The 17,133-nt window shown below is 30.3% G+C and carries 19 protein-coding genes; 12 read left to right on the forward strand and 7 right to left on the reverse strand.

Annotation, left to right across the window (positions count from 1 at the left end; genetic code table 11):
- The 5 genes from C0982_RS08365 to C0982_RS08385 all read left to right on the forward strand — a co-directional run.
- Positions 1-337, forward strand: a 337-nt coding sequence (locus C0982_RS08365) for a cell wall-binding repeat-containing protein (protein WP_145994514.1), incomplete at its 5' end; no start/stop codon positions are given.
- A 377-nt stretch (positions 338-714) separates the two neighbouring features.
- Positions 715-1,773: a 3-dehydroquinate synthase gene (gene aroB, locus C0982_RS08370; RefSeq protein WP_101773775.1), complete on the forward strand. Its 1,059-nt coding sequence runs from the start codon at positions 715-717 to the stop codon at positions 1,771-1,773.
- 97 nt (positions 1,774-1,870) lie between these two features.
- Entirely contained in the window at positions 1,871-3,262 is a 1,392-nt protein-coding gene (aroA, locus tag C0982_RS08375; RefSeq protein WP_101773776.1) for a 3-phosphoshikimate 1-carboxyvinyltransferase, read from the forward strand.
- Positions 3,234-4,334, forward strand: a complete 1,101-nt coding sequence (gene aroC / locus C0982_RS08380; RefSeq protein WP_101773777.1) for a chorismate synthase — start codon at positions 3,234-3,236, stop codon at positions 4,332-4,334. The genes aroA and aroC overlap by 29 nt, the downstream gene beginning before the upstream one ends.
- The gene (locus C0982_RS08385; protein WP_101773778.1) at positions 4,321-4,581 is read left to right on the forward strand and encodes a chorismate mutase; all 261 of its coding nucleotides are present in this window, start codon (positions 4,321-4,323) and stop codon (positions 4,579-4,581) included. Before aroC ends, C0982_RS08385 begins: the two co-directional genes overlap by 14 nt.
- Positions 4,582-4,712: 131 nt before the next feature.
- Here the strand turns inward: C0982_RS08385 and C0982_RS08390 are convergent, their stop codons facing one another.
- The 3 genes from C0982_RS08390 to aroE form a co-directional block, all read right to left on the reverse strand.
- Entirely contained in the window at positions 4,713-5,282 is a 570-nt protein-coding gene (locus C0982_RS08390; protein WP_101773779.1) for a hypothetical protein, read from the reverse strand.
- A gap of 137 nt (positions 5,283-5,419) precedes the next feature.
- Positions 5,420-5,860: a type II 3-dehydroquinate dehydratase gene (gene aroQ / locus C0982_RS08395; protein ID WP_101773780.1), complete on the reverse strand. Its 441-nt coding sequence runs from the start codon at positions 5,858-5,860 to the stop codon at positions 5,420-5,422.
- An 11-nt stretch (positions 5,861-5,871) separates the two neighbouring features.
- On the reverse strand, positions 5,872-7,173 hold the full coding sequence (gene aroE, locus C0982_RS08400) for a shikimate dehydrogenase (protein WP_101773781.1): 1,302 nt from the start codon (positions 7,171-7,173) through the stop codon (positions 5,872-5,874).
- Between the two features lie 194 nt (positions 7,174-7,367).
- Between aroE and truA the strand changes: the two genes are divergently transcribed.
- From truA to C0982_RS08420, 4 genes are all read left to right on the forward strand, one after another.
- A complete protein-coding gene (truA, locus tag C0982_RS08405) occupies positions 7,368-8,108 on the forward strand; it encodes a tRNA pseudouridine(38-40) synthase TruA (RefSeq protein WP_101773782.1) in 741 nt (246 codons plus the stop codon).
- Between the two features lie 289 nt (positions 8,109-8,397).
- The gene (locus C0982_RS08410) at positions 8,398-9,471 is read left to right on the forward strand and encodes a pyridoxal-phosphate-dependent aminotransferase family protein (RefSeq protein WP_101773783.1); all 1,074 of its coding nucleotides are present in this window, start codon (positions 8,398-8,400) and stop codon (positions 9,469-9,471) included.
- A gap of 67 nt (positions 9,472-9,538) precedes the next feature.
- Entirely contained in the window at positions 9,539-10,450 is a 912-nt protein-coding gene (locus C0982_RS08415; protein ID WP_101773784.1) for a D-2-hydroxyacid dehydrogenase, read from the forward strand.
- A 92-nt stretch (positions 10,451-10,542) separates the two neighbouring features.
- Positions 10,543-11,775 carry a DUF1015 domain-containing protein gene (locus C0982_RS08420; RefSeq protein ID WP_101773785.1) on the forward strand — a complete coding sequence of 411 codons (1,233 nt, stop codon included), beginning with the start codon at positions 10,543-10,545 and terminating at the stop codon, positions 11,773-11,775.
- 135 nt (positions 11,776-11,910) lie between these two features.
- Here the strand turns inward: C0982_RS08420 and C0982_RS10900 are convergent, their stop codons facing one another.
- Together C0982_RS10900 and C0982_RS08430 are read right to left on the reverse strand one after the other, a co-directional pair.
- On the reverse strand, positions 11,911-13,110 hold the full coding sequence (locus C0982_RS10900) for a VTT domain-containing protein (protein WP_330399821.1): 1,200 nt from the start codon (positions 13,108-13,110) through the stop codon (positions 11,911-11,913).
- Positions 13,111-13,174: 64 nt separating this feature from the next.
- A complete protein-coding gene (locus C0982_RS08430) occupies positions 13,175-13,867 on the reverse strand; it encodes a YdjY domain-containing protein (RefSeq protein WP_101773786.1) in 693 nt (230 codons plus the stop codon).
- A 375-nt stretch (positions 13,868-14,242) separates the two neighbouring features.
- Here C0982_RS08430 and rplM point away from each other — a divergent pair, with 375 nt between their 5' ends.
- From rplM to C0982_RS10570, 3 genes are all read left to right on the forward strand, one after another.
- Complete coding sequence (gene rplM / locus C0982_RS08435; protein WP_101773787.1) at positions 14,243-14,674, forward strand: 50S ribosomal protein L13; 432 nt, start codon at positions 14,243-14,245, stop codon at positions 14,672-14,674.
- A gap of 24 nt (positions 14,675-14,698) precedes the next feature.
- Complete coding sequence (rpsI, locus tag C0982_RS08440) at positions 14,699-15,091, forward strand: 30S ribosomal protein S9 (protein ID WP_101773788.1); 393 nt, start codon at positions 14,699-14,701, stop codon at positions 15,089-15,091.
- A gap of 364 nt (positions 15,092-15,455) precedes the next feature.
- Positions 15,456-15,596 (forward strand): hypothetical protein, encoded by a 141-nt coding sequence (locus C0982_RS10570; RefSeq protein WP_180946919.1) that lies wholly within the window; start codon positions 15,456-15,458, stop codon positions 15,594-15,596.
- Positions 15,597-15,732: 136 nt separating this feature from the next.
- On the opposite strand, the gene C0982_RS08445 is transcribed toward C0982_RS10570, so the two are convergent.
- Both C0982_RS08445 and C0982_RS08450 read right to left on the reverse strand, forming a co-directional pair.
- A complete protein-coding gene (locus C0982_RS08445) occupies positions 15,733-15,945 on the reverse strand; it encodes a hypothetical protein (RefSeq protein WP_101773789.1) in 213 nt (70 codons plus the stop codon).
- A 157-nt stretch (positions 15,946-16,102) separates the two neighbouring features.
- Positions 16,103-16,924 carry a hypothetical protein gene (locus tag C0982_RS08450; RefSeq protein WP_101773790.1) on the reverse strand — a complete coding sequence of 274 codons (822 nt, stop codon included), beginning with the start codon at positions 16,922-16,924 and terminating at the stop codon, positions 16,103-16,105.
- Positions 16,925-17,133 lie beyond the last annotated feature (209 nt).

Consider the following 17,133-nt stretch of genomic DNA (forward strand, 5'->3'; position numbering starts at 1 on the left):
AGAAGTGAGAGCACTTACTGGAAATAAGACAGACATGATACTAGTAGATGGAACTGACTTCCCAGATGGAATCACAATCAACTCACTAGCAGCTAAGTTTAAGTGCCCAATTCACCTTACAAAACCAACTTCTCTAACAGATATAACAGCTAAGGACATAGCTGGCTGGAAGATAGACAGCATACTTGTAGGTGGTGGAGAAAATTCAGTATCTAAATCTGTATATGATGGATTAAAAGTAACTAATAAAGAAAGAATACATGGAGCGGATAGATACTCTACAGCAGTGAAGATATCTCAAAGACTAGATAGAGTTTCAACTCCTATAGGAAGATAGTTACAAGCTAATAACGAATGAAAAAGCAACAAAAATAGATATTCAATAAAATATGCAATAAAAAATTCTAAAAGATTTTAACTAATAATATATAATGCACCTTTGAAAGCTATGATATAAATAGTTTCAAAGGTGTATTTTTTATGATTGAAAGCAAGCGAATTATAAAATATTTTAAAATGTTCATAAATTGTTTATAAATGCATTATTGAAAATAAATAGAAAAATAAATTGTAAAATTATGGTATAGTAAAATAATAAGGTATATATTATATATTACAATATTATTATGCTATGAATAATAAATTGGTTATTACCTTGCTGTATGATATAACCTAGTTACAAAAAGAGAACGAAGAAAGTTTAAGGTGAGATAAATGTTGAAATTAAATTTGAAAACAAATACAAGTGACTACAAAATATATATAGAAAAAGGTCTAATTGAAAGAATAGATGTTAAGATAAAAGAGATATTTTCAGGAGAAAAAATATTTGTTATTACAGACACTAATGTGGAACATTTATATGCTGATAAAATAATAAATAAGCTAAATGAATCTGGATTTAAAGTTTATAAAAAAGTTTTGGAAGCAGGTGAAAATTCCAAAAAAATAGATAATATAATAGAAATATATAGCTCTCTATCAGATAAATCGATTACTAGAAGTGATTTAATAATTGGAATAGGTGGTGGAGTAGTAGGAGATGTTTCTGGATTTATAGCATCTACATATTTAAGGGGAGTTAGTTTTGTTCAGATTCCTACGACTTTATTGGCACAAGTAGATAGCAGTGTAGGAGGAAAGACAGCAGTAGATACAGACTTTGGGAAAAATATGGTGGGAAGTTTCTATCATCCCAAAATGGTAATAATAGATCCAAAAGTACTATTAACGTTGAGTGAGCGAGTTTTTAGAGATGGGATGGCAGAGGTAATAAAATATGCGTTTATAAGAAGTGAAAAGCTGTATGAATTACTAAATAAATTTAAAAACCGTGAAGAAATATATCCACACATAGAAGATGTGATATATGAATGTTGTAGTATTAAAAAGGAAATTGTTCAAAGGGATGAATTTGACAATGGAGAACGAATGATTCTAAACTTTGGACATACAATTGGGCACGCAATAGAAACATTTTATTCATATGAGAAATATACACATGGAGAGGCTGTATCAATTGGGATGAATAGAATAGCTTCACTTGCGGCGGGAAAAAAGATAATATCAAATAAAATAAAAGAGCAGATAGAAGAACTTACTACACAATATGGTCTGCCAGTTGATGATGAGAACATAGTAAGCAAGGAACTATTAAAGTATATAAAAAATGATAAAAAAGCAAGAGGAAGTGAAATAAATATAGTTTTAGTTGATAAAATAGGAAGTAGTAAAATTTTAAAAGAAGATATAAGTTTTTTTAAAAATAAATAAACTAAAATATGTTAAAAGAAAAGAAAAGAAAAGAAAAGAAAAGAAAACTATAAAAGTGTATAAAATAATCGATATATTTTAGAATAAGGGAGAAGCAATGCACGTAGAGATAATGCCAACTAAATTAAACGGAAAAATAACTCCACCATCATCAAAAAGCCTAGGTCATAGAAGTATTATTTGTGCATCCTTGGGAGACGGAGTGAGTATCATACGAAATATTTACATATCAGACGATATAGAAGCGACTATAAAGGCTATGATAAAGCTTGGAGCAAACATCCAAATATATGAGAGCAATCTAGTAATAAAGGGAATCTATGCAGATAGAAGAGAGGATGTAGAAAATGACTCGATGTTAAAAAAGTCGAATACATCTCAAAATAAAAACGATAACATATTAAAACAAATAGTAAAAGAAAGTAGTACAAATAAAAAGGAAAAAGTCGTAATTGACTGTGGAGAATCTGGATCTACAATCAGATTTTTAATTCCTATACTTACGCTTTTTGATAAAAAGTTTGAACTAAGGACTAAGGGGAATCTTTTAAAAAGACCACTAAAATCATATTATGATATCCTGGATGAAGAAGGAATTTCTTATGAGCAGAAAGAAAAAAGTGTTTTTATAGAAGGCGGTAAAGTATTTAGTAAAAACACATACACTTTAAGAGGTGATATAAGTTCTCAGTTTATTACTGGATTATTATATGCACTTCCACTTTTGGAACATGATTCAGAAATAAGAATAGATGGAAAACTAGAATCTAAAGGATATATAGATTTGACAATAGATGTATTAAATACATTCGGAGTAAAAATAGAAAATAGGGAATATAAAAGCTTTAAAATCAAAGGAAATCAAAAATATATCTCTACTGAATACACAGTAGAGACAGATTACTCTCAAGCAGCTTTTTTTATAGTGGGAGCAGCTTTGGGAAATGATATTTTCATCGAAAACATGTGCGAAAACTCTAGTCAGGGAGACAGAGAAATTTTAAATATAGTAAGAAAATTTGGTTACGAAATAGATACTTCAAATGGAGAGCTAAAAATAACTGGCAAAAATCCAAAATCATATTCATTTGACGGAAGTGATATTCCAGATATAGTACCGATTTTATCTCTACTAGCATCATTGAGTGAAGGTGAAAGTGTAATATCAGATGTAGGAAGGTTAAGAATAAAAGAATCAGATAGATTGATTGCCACATGTAATGAATTAAAAAAACTAGGTGCGGAGATACGTATAGAAGAAGATAATTTGATAATTTCAGGAAGAAAGTATTTAGATGGAGGAGTAGAAGTATCCAGTCACAAGGATCATAGAATTGCTATGATGTTAGCAATAGCTGCCACAGTTTGCAAAGAAAAAATTAGAATCGAAGATGCAGAGTATGTTTCAAAATCATATCCTGATTTTTGGGAGAGATATAGAGAACTTGGAGGAGTAATAAATGTCAGCGACTTGGGGAAGAAAATTTAAAGTAACAATTTTTGGAGAATCACACGGAACAAATATTGGTGTAGTAATAGATGGCATACCTAGTGGAACATATATAGATATGGAAAAAATTCAAACAGAAATGGATAGGAGGGCACCGGGAAAAGACTCTTTTTCAACTGCTAGAAAAGAAAGTGATACTCCACTAATTTTGAGTGGAGTATTTGAAAGATATGCGACAGGAGCGCCACTTGCAATGACAATAGAAAATAAAGATCAAAAATCTAGAGATTATTCAAAAATGAAAGATATAGCTAGACCTGGTCATGCAGACTATTCAGCAAACATAAAGTATAGTGGATTTAACGATTATAGAGGTGGAGGTCATTTTTCTGGAAGGTTAACAGCGGGAATAGTATTTGCTGGAGCAATTGCAAAATCAATTTTAGAACAAAAAAATATACTAATTGGTTCACACATAAAAAGCATTAGTAATGTTGAAGATGTTTCATTTGATTTTGATAGTTTAAATAAAGAAGAATTTAAAAAATTATCGAAGTCTAGATTTCCATTAATTGATAGTAGCTTTGAAGAAAAAATGAAAGAATCGATCTCTATCGCAAAAGAAAATTTAGACTCTTTGGGAGGCGTAGTAGAGTGTGCTGTCATAGGTATAAAACCGGGGATAGGAGAGCCCTTTTTCGAGTCTGTGGAGTCGGTAATATCTTCTATGATGTTTTCAATACCAGCTGTAAAGGGAATTGAATTTGGCGACGGATTTGATATGACAAAAATGAGTGGATCTGAAGCCAATGATTCATTTTGCATAGATGAAAAAGGTAATATAAGTACAAAAACCAACCATAATGGAGGAATAAACGGTGGTATTACAAATGGTATGCCAGTAGTATTTAAAGTTGCAATAAAACCTACGCCGTCTATTTCAAAAACTCAAATGAGTGTAAACCTTAAATCTATGGAAAATGAAGAAATCAAAATAATTGGTAGACATGATCCTTCAATAGTACCAAGAGTGGTGCCGGTAATAGAAGCAGCAACTGCAATAGCAATACTAGACTGTGTAATGATAGGAGAAAAAAATGGAACTAGATAAATATAGAGAAGAAGTAGATAAAATAGACGATAAATTGGTGAAATTACTAGAAGAAAGATTAGAAATTGTAAAAAAAATAGGTATGCTGAAGAAAAAAGAAAACTTGGAACTTTATCATCCTGAAAGAGAAAAGGAAGTTATAAGAAAAAATATAGGAAAATTGCAAAACAGTGAAAATGAAAAATACGTGGAAGAATTACTAAAAAGCGTAATGGATATATCTAAATCTGTTCAAAGAGATATATAGTTATAATTTATGTTTTTAATTTTAAAGTAGAAAATAAGTAAAAGCGAGCTGAAATTATGGCTCGCTTTTACTTATTTTATTACTTTCATTTAATTTGCAAAAAAATTATGCTTTTTATTTTATGGTGAGAACTATTTTTTTAGTTTTTTTAATTTTCCTTTTTCAATCAATTCACTGACTCTAAGCAGTTCTTTTTTTCGATTTTTATGTTCTATGATCATCATTTCAGGGTTTTCAGAATCTTTTTCCACGTAGTCATAACACTCACAAGCAAGCCCAGACCCTTGCATCCAACTTTGAAGATAACCGCATTTTTCACATGCTTTCGCTGTAGGAGACCAAATTTTATGATATCTTCTACAATATATTTCTCTATCAGATTCTGGATAGTTGCCGCTCAACGAAAGATTTATATCGTTGCCTATAAAATTAAGATGTAAAACTTTTCTTTTTACCATTTTAGAGTTAGATTCAGACCTTGGTTTAGACTCAGGATTAGAATAAGTTTTTGACTTAGATCTAGAACTAGTTTTTAGTTTAGATCTAGAGCCAGAATCAGAATCAGATTTTGGCTTAAATCTAGAGTCAGATCTTAGTTTAGGTATAGAGCTAGAATCAGAATCAGATTTATATCTACCTTTATATTTAGATCTAGATTCAGTTTTTGATGTAGCTGTTTTTTTATCAAAATTTCTCACCATATTTAACACCGTCCTTTTTCTGAAAACTAATTAATAAAATTTTCTTATAATGATATATTATGAGGTTGCTATTAAATACAACTCTCAAGATATATTAATATTAGTTATGGATGATAAGGTTACTACAATATTTTTTGCTAAATGTTATTTGAAATATGCCTATATATTGCATCTAATGCTACTATATAACTATCTTCTCCAAAACCACTGATACTACCAATACAAGCACTAGCAGTAACTGAAGTATTCCTAAACCCCTCTCTTGCGTGAATGTTTGATATATGTACCTCTATAAAAGGTGTTGGAACTGATTTAATAGCATCATGAAGTGCATAGCTATAATGAGTAAAGGCTGCAGGATTTATAATAATTCCGTCTACTGAAGAGTAAATATCTTGTATAAAATCTATAATTTCTTTCTCTCCGTTACTTTGAAAAAATATAATTTCTATTTCTTTTTTTCTAGCATAAGAACAGATATTTGAGCATAGATCATCATATGAATTAGATCCGTATATATCTGGCTCCCTTATTCCTAGCATATTTAAATTTGGTCCATTTATTATTGCGATTTTCATTTAGTTCTCCTTTATAAATATTTCGTGACTTGAGATATCAAATCATCAATTGAAGTATTATTGTATAGTGTATGTTTTGAAACTTCTTTATAAAATTCTTCTCTCTGCTCAAATAAAGTATCTAAGTGAGATAGATTGCCTCTTAGAAGAGGTCTATTTGAGTGATTCTCTTTTTTTATATCTTCACATGAACGTGAAATGTAAAAAACTTTATCAAAACCATTTAAAAACTCTCTGTTTGACTTTTGTGTGACTACTCCGCCTCCAGTTGCTATGACGGTATTTTTTAAATTAGATGTTTCTAAAAGGCACTGAGATTCAATCTTTCTGAAATATTCTTCACTAATTTTAAAAATTTCGCTGACACTAATATTTGTGTTTTTTTCTATGAGTTCATCTAAATCTATAAAATTATATCCCAGTAAATTAGCTAGCTTTTTTCCAAATGTAGACTTTCCGCTACCAGGTAAACCTACAAGAAATATAGGGTCTTGATTATCTGAGTTTTTTCCAAGAAAATGAAGAAAAATTTCTTCTGAAACTGATTCATTTATTGTTTTTTTACTCCAAATTTCTACAGCTCTTATTGCCTGCAATACAAGCATTTTAAGACCGTTTTGTGATTTCAGACCATGTTTTTTTGCCATTTTTATAAAAGCTGTTTCATGTGGATTATATATTAAATCAAAAGCGTATGTAAAGTTGTTAAAAAGACTTTCTTCAATAGGACAAGCCTCAATATTAGGATACATTCCTACAGGTGTTGAATTAATTACTACATCTGCTTTTAATTCGTATAAATCTTTATAGCTAACAAAATTTACATGGTTATAATTAATATAATAGCTGTCATATTTTTGAGGTGTTCTACTTACAATATATATTCTTTTAGCGTTGTTATTTAATAAAAAATGAATAAGTGGTTTTGCAGCTCCACCAAATCCAAGTACCAAAAAAGATTTATCAGATATAGGAAATACAGAATTTAATAATTTCTCTATTCCGTAGTAATCAGTATTATATCCTATTAGATTGTTATTTTCTAAGTTGATAGTATTTACTGCTCCTATTTTTTCTGATTGTTCATCTAAGCCATCTAAAAAAGGAATGACTTTTTGTTTGTATGGAATCGTCACATTGACGCCAGAAATTTCACCGGAATAAATTTTATCTGTATATTTTTTAAGGTCATTTTCTTTAAACTCAAATATATCATAATTTGCTTCATAGCCAATTTTTTTATAAATAAAATCATGTATTTCTGGAGATATCGAGTGTGAAAGATGCTCTCCAAATAGACCATGTATTTTCATAATTTATTCCTCCTAAAAAATTGTAGTATACTATAATTATAACAAAAATAATGAGACTAGGTGTAAAGTAATTAAGCTTTATTATTTTTACTAAAAAAAACTGTATTGAAGAGTGTGTATTTTTATAGTATATTGAAAAGATATGAGTAAAATATATAGGTAAATAAGAAACGTTACATATGGAGAGTAAAGAAATGAGTGAAAGAAATATTAAGTTGACAATAGCATATGATGGTAGTAGATACAAAGGATGGCAAAGGCAGCCTAATTCCTTAGAAATACAAGGAGAAATAGAGTATGCGTGTGAACAAGTATTTAAGAAAAAGCGAGTAGAGATAATTGGTTCAGGAAGAACTGATAAAGGTGTTCATGCTATAGGTCAAGTTGCAAATCTGAAGGTGGAAACGACTATTCCAATTGATAAAATACCAGAAGCATTAAATAACACACTACCAGATGATATTGCTATACTGGAAGCTGAAGAGGTAGATGAAAATTTTCATGCCAGACATTCCGCTATAAAGAAAACATACAGATATCAAGTTTATCCATCTAGGATAAAGAGTCCATTTTTTAAAAATACTTCTTATCGTGTCAAGTACAGGTTAGATATGGAAAAAATGAAAAAAGAAATCAAATCCTTTGAAGGAGAACATGATTTTGCGGGGTTTAGAAATAGCGGATCTTCAATAATCAACACGGTGAGGACAATATATAAAATTGATATATTTGAAGAGGGCGAGTTGATTATTATTGAGGTCGAAGGTAGTGGTTTTTTATATAACATGGTAAGAATAATTGTAGGAACAATAATTGATATTGGAAGCGGAAGAATAACCGAACCTTTGTCTGATATAATAGAGTCAAAAGATAGATTGAGAGCAGGGCATACAGCACCACCTCAAGGGCTATTTTTAAAAGAAGTAAAATATTAAAAAATTTGTAGATGAGTTTTGTAAAGCAGAACGCATCTATTTTTTTGCAAAAAATAAAAAAACAAATATTCAATTGAGAAAAATATTACATTGTGTAGAAATATATAGAAATTAAAACATTTGATTTTAGAATGATATTATCCAGTATTTTCAATATATGCATAGCTGTATTTTAAGAAAACTTATTGTAAAACAATTCAGATTAAAAAAAATATTACAAAAAAATGTTGACAAGTGAAAATTAGTAGTATAGAATAAGTATAATTTAATTTAAAAGGAGGTTAAAGCAATGGCTAGGAAATTATTTATTCCCGGACCTATCGATGTTAGAGAAGATGTTCTTCAAAAAATGGCAACACCGATGATAGGTCATAGAGGAAAAGAAGCTAGTGCCTTACAAGAGAGCATAAGCAAAAAACTACAAAAGTTATTATACACAGAAAATGAAATACTTTTATCCACATCCTCCGGCTCAGGCTTGATGGAAGGTGCAATTAGATCCTGCACATCCAAAAAGGCAGCTGTGTTCTCCTGTGGTGCATTTGGAGATAGATGGCACAAAATGGCAGTGGCGAATAATGTTAAGGCTGATTTGCATAAAGTGGATATGGGGAAAGCGATAACTCCAGAGCTGGTAGAAGAAGTAATTAATACCGGGGAGTACGACTTAGTTACGGTTCAGCACAATGAAACCTCTACAGGGATAACAAATCCAATCGAGGAAATTGCTGAAGTAATGAAAAAAAGAAAAGATATAGTGTTCTGCGTAGATGCGGTAAGTTCTGCAGGAGGCACAAAGATAGAAGTAGATAAGCTAGGAATAGATATATTGCTTACTTCAACTCAAAAAGCTCTCGGACTACCTCCAGGAATGTCTATGTGTACATTCTCACAAAAGGCTATAGACAGAGCAGAAACAGTAGAATTTAGAGGTACATATCTAGATTTACTGGACATATATAAATATCTTAAGAAAAAGAATTATCAATACCCTTCAACTCCTTCAATATCACATATGTATGCATTAGATTATCAACTTGACAATATCTTAGAAGAAGGTCTCGACAATCGATTCAAAAGACATGAAGACATGGCTAACTTAGTAAGGTCATGGGCTGAAAAACACTTCAAACTATTCACTGACATAAATTATCTATCAAACACACTCACAGTAATTGAAAATACTCAAAATATAGACATATCTAAATTAAACTCACAGCTAATTAAAAAAGGAATGCAAATAGCAAATGGCTATGGCGACTTAAAAGAAAAAACTTTCAGAATATCACACATGGGAGATTATCAAATAGATGATATCCAGTATTTGTTGAATACAATAGATGAACTTTTAGATTTTAATTAAAATAAAGGTTTTTAATTGTGTTTGATTTGTGTACTTTTAATGTACTTAAATTTATGGAGGAATAGACATGAAGAAGATATTGATCACAGATGGAATGGATAAAAATGCAGTACAAACATTGAAGAATAAAGGGTTTAACGTTGAAGAAAAATTTTATGATGAAGATAATTTAAAAGAAAAAATAAAAGAAGTTGATGCAGTAGTAGTAAGATCTGCAACTAAAATTAAAAAAGATATTATCGATGAAGCTCTAAAAACAGGAAGATTAAAAATGATAATTCGTGGAGGAGTTGGACTTGATAACATAGATGTTGACTATGCAACTGGAAATAATATAGTAGTAAAAAATACTCCGCTTGCTAGTACAAACGCTGTTGCAGAACTGGTATTATGCGAAATGTTAGTTTTATCAAGACACGTAAAGATAGCTAACTTGAAATTAAAAAATGGAATATGGGATAAGAAAAATCTAAAAGGAAATGAAATCGCAGGAAAAGTGCTAGGTCTTGTTGGATTTGGAAGAATTGCAAATAGCATAGCTGATAAGGCTGTAAAGTTAGGTATGAAAGTACTATACACTGATATAGATAAATTTAAAGAAGATACTGATGATATAAAATATGCAGAATTAGAAGAAGTAATAAAAAATGCTGATTTTGTCACAGTACATACACCTCTGACTGATAAAACAAAGTATATGTTTGACAAAAAACAGTTTGAAATGATGAAAGACACTGCCTTTTTTATAAATTGTGCAAGAGGTGGAATAGCGAATGAGCAAGCATTGCTAGATGCGATAAATGAAGGTCAAATAGCAGGTGCAGCAATAGATTGCTTTGAAGATGAACCAGCTCCTATGAAAGAACTATTAGATCATCCTAAAGTATCTGTAACTCCTCATATAGGAGCATCTACAGAAGAGGCACAGATGAGAATAGGAGATGAAATTACAGATATAATAACAGATTATTTCTTGTAATGAAAAAAATGCTTTGAGTAGGTTATAATATAGTTAATTACAACTGTAGAAAAACCTTCGGGCAAAATATTAATGATTAAGGAGAATATAATATGGTTACTGTAAGACCTTTTAAAGCAATTAGACCAGCAAAAAAATATGTAGATAAAGTTGCAGCTCCTCCGTATGACACAATGAATACACAAGAGGCTAGGCAAATGGCTAGAGATAATGAATTTAGCTACTTAAGAATAGATAGAGCCGAAATAGATTTGGATGAAAATACTGACATACATGATAAAAGAGTATATGAAAAAGCTGCAGAAAATTTAAATGATTTTCTCGAAAAAGGTGTTTTTCAAAAAGAAGAAGAGGAATGTCTTTATATATATAGAGAAATAATGGACTCAAGAGCACAAGTGGGAATTGTAGGCTGTGTATCTGTAGATGAAAGTCTAACTGGAAAAATAAAAAAACATGAAAAGACTAAGCCAGATAAAGTTGAAGATAGGACGAATCACATACGCTATTGTGGAGCAAATACGGGTACTATACTTCTTACATACCATGAAAATGAAGAACTCGATCTATTTATTGACAATAAAATGAAAGAAGAGCCTCTGTACGATTTTATATCAGATGATGATGTAAGACATACTGTATGGATATTAAAGGGTGATGATAGAGATAGAGTAGAAAATTTATTTAAACAAGTGGATAATTTGTATATAGCAGACGGACACCATAGAGCTGCAGCAGGTGAAAGATATGCACTTGATCAGAGGGAGTTGAATCCTGATTATGATAAAAATGATGAATTTAATTATTATCTTGCAATGATTGCACCAAAAAATAACCTTTATGTAATGGATTATAACAGAGTAGTAGAGGATTTAAATGGTTTAGAATTTGAAGAATTTATGAAAAAAGTAGAAGAGAACTTCTTCATTGAAGAGTTGGAACAAGAATTCAAGCCAGAGAAAAAGTATGATTACGGAATGTATATAGACAAAAAATGGTATAAAATAAGTTATAAAAAAGCGGATGAACTAGCTGATGATATAATTGAAAAATTAGATGTCAGCGTGCTTCATGATAATTTAATAGAACCAATACTTGGTATTTTAGTGCCTCAAAGAGATAAGAGGATAGATTTTATAGGTGGAATACGAGGTGTAGGGGAAATTAAAAAAAGAGTGGACGAAGGTATGAGAGTTGGATTTTCACTGTACCCAACATCAGTAGAAGAATTGATGAAGGTGGCAGATGAAGATGAAATAATGCCGGCTAAGTCTACTTGGTTTGAACCAAAAGTAAGATGTGGATTATTTCTGCATGAACTATAAAATTAATTTATAACAAAAGAAAAAGGTCGTATTAAAAAAAGTAAGTTGTCAAATGACAACTTACTTTTTTTAATAGATGGCACGAATACGATGTGTCAACTATCATAAAATATATATTATAATTATATGACTGCTTTATGATACGCCTTCTTCGTCAACTGCTGGATCATCTTTATGCTTGTCGCTATATATCTTTTTAAGAATACCGATTACTATCGATAATGCAAATAGAACTAATAAACCTACAAATAATTTTTGAGCTCCTCCAGTAAGAGTTCCTCCAACATAAGAGTAAACGATTGTTGCAGGTAATTGTCCAACTCCAGTAGCTATAAAGAACGACCAGAAACTCATACCTGTAAGACCAGCACCGTAGCTTACAAAGTCGAATGAAACGAAAGGAAGTAGCCTACATATTAATATAGCAAACTTTCCGTATCTCTCAAAAAATACATCTATACTTTCCATAGCACCCTTGCTAGTAAGTTTTTCTACGACACCCCTACCTAATGCTCTAGCTATAAAGAAGCAAAGTGCAGCTCCTGCCATTGCTGAAGACCAAGAAAGTATCGCTCCCTTTACCCATCCGAATATAGCAGCATTTGACAATGTAATCAAAAATGCAGGAATAGGTGCAGCTATTGACTGTAAAACCATTAATATAAATGATATTACTGCTGCCATAGGTCCGTATGATCTAATGTACTCAATTACTACTTTTGTATCTAATTGAGATAATACTGAAAATGCATGGTTAATATTTTTGTTTACTGCTGGAACGAAGAAATATATTCCAAGACATATAGCTATAAGGATTAAAGCAATAATCGTCTGTTTTTTTCTAGAAGCTTGAATTTTTGCTTTTTCCTCTGGACTTATCTCTTCCCTTAAATCACTAAGCTTTTTCTGTTTTTCTTTTAGAGCTTTTCTTTCAGCTTTTGTGTATATTTTTTGATATTTACCTTGTGTTAGAACAATATAAATATTTATTATATTAACTATTACTACAAAACATATAAAAGGAATAAATATCGTCTTAACAGGAACGTCTAGCATAAGGCTTTCCTTAGTTATATACATAAACATGCCTAATCTTCCAGTTACAGCTGCTAATAAAACGGTGATACCTTCTAGGATAAAGAATAAATATCTGAAATTGATAGTATTATAAGCAATACCTAAAAGTAGCCCAAAGCCTAGCGCGATATACATCACTAGGCCTAGACCTATCATCATTTCAAATTTAACATTAAAAAACATCAACATATCCAGTAGGTATCCCAAAGCTATTCCAGTAGTAACATAGTAGAATAAAGCTCTTAATTTCTTAATCATTATGATACCTCCGTTAATTATATTGGTACAAAACTGTTTAAAACATACAAGAAAAAGTTTCTAATTAATCTTGTAATGTATATACTACAGCTACATATGTTCCATCTTCAGGAAGGATCTTATCATTTCCTGTGAAACCAACTTCTTTAGTATTTTCAACTGATCCATAAGTATATGCTGCGTTAGAGATTATACCTACAGGACAGCTGTCAAGGCATGTAAGACAACCTGTATTTTTTTCTTTGGCTCTTTCTAAGTTTCCACCAAATTTAAAATCAATCTTTGTATTGTTGCTGTCTTTTACAACTTCGTTTATATCGTACGCTTTATCAGCACCATCCCAAGTCACTTCTGCCTTTATAGTGCTACCTTCTACCTTAGTCTTTGTAGCGTTATCAGGAGTCATATTTTCTCCTGCTTTTGCACCAATCTCAACTAGACCTTTGTGGAAAGCTACGTGGTCAGCATATGCAGTGAAAATTGATTTTTCTCCATTACTTCCTTCCTTGAAAACAGAAGCATGACGAGTAGGTTCTGTGAAATACTTTCCATTAACTCTACTTAAAATAGTAACTGTCTTAGCTTCTTTATCCACTTTGATTGGATTTTTAAGAGACACACCTGCAACTTCATCAGCAGCTTTCTGTTCTTGCTTGTTTGAGTTAGAAGAATCAGAACTGTCTTTTTGTGTACAACCAACTGCACCTACTAAGCTTAAGCATAGAAGTGAAGCTAGTAATTGTTTTCTTAATTTCATTATAATACCTCCTATATAAATATAAATATCAAGTTGTAGTATACCATAGATTCTATGCAATATATTTACAATTAAATATAGAAAAGAAAAAAACTATATACTACTTACATTAATAGAAAAAAACTATAGTAAAAGAATATAAATTTAGATAATTAGGGTTGAAAAAAATATAACTTTAGAATTAATTCATAGATATTATAGTGAATCAAAAAATAACTATAAATGAAGTAAAAAAATAATACATAATTGAGCATAAAATATTGACAATTGACTATTATAGTAGTAAAATATTTGAGAATGCGTTAATAAGTCCACTTCGCCCCGGACTTTACATATATTCAAAAACACAATGTGAAAAGTTAAGGAGGGTCTTTAATGAAAAGTTATATAGCTAAGCCAGCAGACGTTAAAAGAGACTGGTATATTGTTGATGCTGAAGGAAAGACATTAGGTCGTATAGCAACTGAAATAGCAACAATATTGAGAGGAAAAAATAAGCCAACATTTACACCGCACGTGGATGGTGGAGATTTTGTAGTAGTATTAAATGCGGAAAAGATAGTTCTTACTGGTAAGAAACTTACTCAGAAGTTCTACAGATACCATACAGGTTATGTAGGTGGGTTAAAGGAAATATCTTATAAAGAAATGATGGAAAAGAAGCCAGAAGAAGTAGTGGCTCATGCAATCAGCGGAATGCTTCCAAAGAATAAACTTAGAGATAGAATGATGACTAGACTAAGAGTATACAGAGGAAATGAACACCCACATGCAGCACAAAACCCAACGGTTTTAAACTTTAAGTAGGATTTCGAGAGGAGGATTTAATTAATGGCTAATGTACAATATTACGGAACAGGAAGAAGAAAAAATTCTGTAGCTAGAGTAAGATTAGTAGCTGGAGAAGGTAATATAAAGGTAAACGGAAGAAACTTAGATGAGTACTTCAACTATGAAACTTTAATAAGAGATGTAAAGCAACCTCTTGTATTAACAGGAAACGAAAACAAGTATGATGTAATCGTATCTGTTGAAGGTGGTGGATACACTGGACAGTCTGGAGCTATCAGACACGGTATATCTAGAGCTTTATTAAAGGCTGATGAAGATTTAAGATCTGCATTAAAGGCTGAAGGATTCTTGACAAGAGACTCAAGAATGAAGGAAAGAAAGAAATACGGTTTGAAGGCTGCCAGAAGAGCACCTCAGTTCTCAAAGAGATAGTATTTCTTATATATACAGAAATTACAAACCCCAGTATCCGATTGGAAACTGGGGTTTTTTAGTGTGTATGGAAGTTGATAAATTGTGTGGAAATGTGAAAAACTTTATCTATTTTTTGCTATAATACACAAATAATATTTTGAATTATATCAAATCGATGGCTTTTTTGAGTTCAGCGATATCTTTATGTGTATAGAATTTATCTGTAGTAACAAAACTATTGTGGCCAATAATTAAGGATAATAGTGGTAATACGTGGTATAAAATAAGAGGTTTTGGCTATATTAGTGCTAGTGAATGAGTAGATACTACCAAACCTAGAGCAGTAGTATATGATGGGGAACCTGATAAAACTACAGCTGAAATGATAGCCAAACTACATAAAACTAAAATATATCCTGATAATGGGACAGTAGATAAGAATAAGTATGAAATAATGTACGTGGGCGAAGGCAAAGATAGATACGAAAGCGATAGAATAGCAAGTAGTAAATTCTTGTTGTAAAAATAGAATTATTATAATCTAATGATACTATTTGACAATAACAAATTTATATTGTAATAGATACAAAGAAAAGGGGGAGCATTTGACTACTCCTTTATTTTCCCCTTTTTTAATTTATTTTTATAAATATTATTTTTTACTTATATCCATCAAATACGTAATTTATAATTTGTGCTTTATCATCACCTAATTCCATATATCTTCCTGAAGATTCAACCTTATAAACACTATTATTATTGTATCTAATTGGATTATAATAAAAATTTTTATAAGATGCTAGAGCATTTAATACTCCGAATGATACATTCCTTGCACCAGAAACAACGTTATTTACTTTGTCAAAGGTCATTATACATTGTATTCCATACAATCCAGTTTTTGTTCGAGTTAATGTTACTGCTTCAGACTTTACACTCTCGAAAGAAAAAATGTTGCTACTAATAAAAATACTGCAATTGCTCTTTTTGTCATGTCATTTCCTCCAGTTTAAAAATTATATAACATATTTAATTTGTAGGTCTTTTTAATTTTTCAACATTATCATACTGAAAGTTAGTTGTAACTATGGTAGATATCGGTGGTTTTTTACCGTTTTTATTATTATAATAATAAGAAACGAATTCTGATAAACTATTATTCATTTCCATCTTCAAAAGCTTATGCGTATTTTTTTCCACCCAATAGTAAATGAAAAAACCATTTTCATCTAGGTCATTAATAATATCCCGTAAGTATTTATTTTCTTTTACAAATTTTTCATCAACAATACCATCAACAACCAGATTATCGATATGTTTTTTATACTCACTTAGTGAAAGATCTTTTTTTAGTTTGCATGTAATCTTATTATCTAAATTTTCTTCTCCTATTATTTTGTAATCATTTGCACTTCCTGTTAGACTTCCTGTACTCATCGCAGAGTAAAGAGACTCAAGTCCTTTATCAACATTTTTTCGCACATCTAATCCTTGATTTTTCGTATTAGTATAAAAGTCAACACTTTTATCATTGTTCAAAAATTGGTAAAAACCTTCAATATTTTTGTCATTAGAAGATGTCATTTTCGCACTCATTGGACTAGAGTTTAAGATCATTTTAGAACTTATACTTGAAGTTGTTCCATCACTAAATTTCATATTACTTTTTGTAACAATAAATCTATCTCTTTTCTTATTACTCTCTTTATTATTATAATTAATGGCATCTTCAATAAATTGTTTTTGAATATTTTTATCAGGAGTTTTATTTTCCTTAGAACATGCGAATAGTAATAAAACCGATAATAATAATAATGTAGATACTATAAAAATATTAATATTTTTTTTCATAAGAATCTCCTTCTTAAATAAAATATATTAAATTAATAACTATCATAGAGTAGAAGAACAATAGATTTTCTTCTATTTATGTTATACTTTAAATTTTAAAATAAAATAAAAAAAGAAAATACAGTAACTGAAAATACTAAAAAGTGAATATTTTTCGAAAGTAATTTATTTAATGTGAAAAATAAGAATAAAATAATTGTATAATATTT

The sequence above is a fragment of the Peptostreptococcus faecalis genome, assembly GCF_900240845.1.
GTDB lineage: Bacteria > Bacillota > Clostridia > Peptostreptococcales > Peptostreptococcaceae > Peptostreptococcus > Peptostreptococcus faecalis.